Source organism: Amycolatopsis sp. NPDC104775, from assembly GCF_055583325.1.
In genome coordinates, this window is record NZ_JBVJOE010000002.1 from 625,206 (window position 1) to 628,421 (window position 3,216).

At 71.6% G+C, this 3,216-nt stretch carries 3 protein-coding genes; all 3 read left to right on the forward strand.

Annotation, left to right across the window (positions count from 1 at the left end):
• The first annotated feature begins 288 nt into the window (after positions 1 to 288).
• The 3 genes from serB to ACZ63D_RS11750 are packed head-to-tail and all read left to right on the forward strand — an operon-like array spanning position 289 to position 2,744.
• Positions 289 to 1,518, forward strand: coding sequence for a phosphoserine phosphatase SerB (gene serB / locus ACZ63D_RS11740; RefSeq protein ID WP_465354245.1), 1,230 nt, complete (start codon positions 289 to 291; stop codon positions 1,516 to 1,518).
• Positions 1,515 to 2,288 carry a peptidyl-tRNA hydrolase gene (locus ACZ63D_RS11745; protein ID WP_465354246.1) on the forward strand — a complete coding sequence of 258 codons (774 nt, stop codon included), beginning with the start codon at positions 1,515 to 1,517 and terminating at the stop codon, positions 2,286 to 2,288. Before serB ends, ACZ63D_RS11745 begins: the two co-directional genes overlap by 4 nt.
• Before the next feature lie 51 nt (positions 2,289 to 2,339).
• Positions 2,340 to 2,744 (forward strand): OsmC family protein, encoded by a 405-nt coding sequence (locus ACZ63D_RS11750; protein WP_465354247.1) that lies wholly within the window; start codon positions 2,340 to 2,342, stop codon positions 2,742 to 2,744.
• The last annotated feature ends 472 nt before the right edge of the window (positions 2,745 to 3,216 follow it).

Below are 3,216 nucleotides of genomic sequence, written 5' to 3' on the forward strand. Positions count from 1 at the left end.
CTGCCGGGTGGGGTGGCGACGGGGGGGGGGGGGGGGGTGGTGGGTGTGGGTGGCGGGGGGGGGGTGGTTGGGGGGGTGGGGGTCCGGGTAAACCCCGCCCTCCCCACTCACGAGCCCTTCCAGCCTTGCCGCCCCTCACGCCCAGCCTCTCGTCGCCCGTTAGTGGCACCGGCGGTGTGAAGCACGGCACGGGGGCGTTCTGCCCGCCGCCGCGGGAGGCCAGACTGGGCGTGCCGACTCGCCGTGGCCTAAGCGTCGGTGCCGAGACGAACGAGGGATACCGAACCAGTGAGCCAGACTCCCGTCCTCATCACCACGACCGGTCCGGACAAGCCCGGGGTCTCGTCCGTGCTGTTCGCCGTGCTCACGCGGCACGACGTGGACGTGCTCGACATCGAGCAGGTGGTCATCCGGGGGCAGCTTGTGCTCGGCGTGCTCGCCGGCGTCTACCGCGATCCCGAGGGGTTGCAGGAGTCCGTCGAGCAGGCGATGGCGACGGTCGGCATGGAGGTCGAGGTCCGGATCGGCGACGCGATCGGCGCGGATCCGTTCGCGCTCGGCCGGCGCGATTCGTCGCACGTGCTCGTCCTGCTGGGGCGTCCGGTGACCGCGCGGGCGTTCTCCGAGATCGCGCGGCGGCTGGCGGGCGTCGGGGCGAACATCGACTCGATCCGCAGCGTCGCCGACTACCCGGTGACCGGGCTCGAGCTGTACGTCTCGGTGCGCGAAGACACCGAAGAGACCGACGCCGAACTCCGGTCCATGCTGGCCGACGCGGCGTCTGAGGCCAACGTCGACGTCGCCGTCGAGCGCGCGGGCATCACGCGCCGGGCGAAGCGGCTGGTGGTCTTCGACGTCGATTCCACGCTCGTGCAGGGCGAGGTCATCGAAATGCTCGGCGCGTACGCCGGGGTCGAGGAGCAGGTCCGCGAGATCACCGAGGCGGCGATGCGCGGCGAGCTGAACTTCTCCGAGTCGCTGGAGCGGCGCGTTTCGTTGCTGGAGGGGCTGCCCGCGAGCGTGATGGACGAGGTCGCGGCGAAGCTCGAACTGACTCCCGGGGCGCGCACGACCGTGCGCACGCTCAAGCGCATGGGTTTCCGCTGCGGTGTCGTCTCCGGCGGATTTACCCAGGTCATCGACCATCTCGTGGACGACCTCGGCCTCGACTTCGCGGCGGCCAACGAACTGGAAGTCGTGGACGGCAAGCTCACCGGCCGCGTGGTCGGCGACATCGTGGACCGCGCGGGCAAGGCGACCGCGTTGCGCCGGTTCGCCGGCGAGTACGGGATCCCGCTCGGCGCGTGCGTCGCGGTCGGCGACGGGGCCAACGACATCGACATGCTGGCCGCGGCTGGCATGGGCGTCGCGTTCAACGCCAAGCCCGCGCTGCGGGAGGTCGCCGACACCGCGCTCTCGCACCCGTACCTCGACGCGGTGCTGTTCGTCCTCGGCGTTACGCGTGCCGAGGTCGAGGCGGCGGACGCGGCCGACGGACTCGAATTGGCCCGCCCGTGAACCCTCTGCTCGAACCGCTGCGCAGCCGCTACGCCTCATGGCTCGGCCTGCCTGCCGAGGACACCTCGGACACGTCCGACGAGAACCCGGACGAGGTCCGCGCGATGCCGATCATCCTGCGCATCGAACGCGCCGAACCGCCAGGCCGCACCGCGCTGCTCGAAGCGGCGGCAGCGGCGGCGCTCGCGGTGTGCCTGGACGAACGCGCCGAGCCCGGTGGCGAATGGGCCGAGCCGGTGCACGCGTGGCTCGACAATCGCATCCGGAAGGTCGCGCGCCGGGCTCGCGGTGCGCACTGGCAGGCAGTGCTCGACCAGCCGGGAATCACCATCGAGGTCGACGGCGCACAGGCGCGCGCGCTCGTGCCCGGGCTGGTGAAGGAGGCCCCGAATGAGGTCTCGCGGCTGCAGATCTCCGGCAGCGAACTGCCCGCCGACACTCCTGGCCCCGCCCCGGCCGACGTTCCGCTGCTGATGCTGAACCCGGACGTCCCGATGACCGTCGGCAAGGCGTCCGCGCAGGTCGGACACGCCACGATGATCCTCGCGTCGCTGCTGCCCGACGACGAACTGGCGGCGTGGGCGGCGAAGGACTATCGCGTCGCGGTCCGGACTCCCAGCCCGGCTCGGTGGAAGGAACTGTGCCCGCTCGATGACCCGGAGGCGGGCTGGCGCGACCACCGCGTGATCGCCGTCCGCGACGCGGGTTTCACCGAGGTCGATCCCGGGACGATCACCGTGCTGGCGCAGCAGCCCGGAACATCGGCGTGACCCGCGCGGTTGGGCCAATGCAGTGACCCGACGGGTGGAAAGGCGTCCCGGATGACCTTGGAAGTACAGCGCGAAGGCACGCACAGTTTCGTGGGCCGCAACGAGCGCGGCGCGGAGGTGCGAATCGGCCGGGCCGGCGCGGAAGGCGCGTTCTCCCCGGCGGAACTCCTGCAGATCGCCGCGGCGGGCTGCTCCGCGGTGACGGCGGAGCAGTTGATCACGCGGCGAGTGGGCGAGGACTCGAAGTTCCGGGTCGCGGTGACCGCCGACCGGCGCGAGGGAGCGTCGGAACTGGACGCGGTGCAGGTCGCGTTCGACGTCGATGTTTCAGCCCTGGACGAGGATCAGCGGGAAGCGCTGGCGGGCGCGGTGGACCGGGCGATCGAGCGGCTGTGCACGGTGAGCCGGACGTTGAAGAAGGGCATTCCGGTGACGGAGACCTTCCCGGCTGCTTGAGTCTGGCTGCGGGGTCCCGGCGCGGTGGACTGCTGCGGTGGCGGGAGGCTGTTGCCGCGATGGGGCTCAGGGTTCTGCCGTGGCGGTTGTTTCGTGGCCGGGCTGTGAGGCTGGGTGCAAGCCGCCGATGCGGGTGACGGGCACGGTTTGCTGCGGGGCCGCTGCGCGGTGATGGCGGGCGCGGTGGGCGATGACGCTGCTGCGTGGCGGTGGTGGTCGGAGTTTGCGGCAGGGCTGCTGCTGAACGGTGGCGGCGGGTGGTGGCCGCGGCGGGGCGCGGAGTTGCCGTGGCGGTTGTTGCGTGGCCGGGTTGCCAGACTGCCGTGAGGGGATGCGCAAACCGTCGATCCGGTCGACGGGCGGGGTTTGCGGCGGGGCTGCTGAGCGGGGATGGCCGCGGGTGGTTTAGCGCGCTCCGCGTGCGAAAGCGGCAGGGTTGCCGTTTCGCAAGGGCGGGCGTTTCATCATCGTT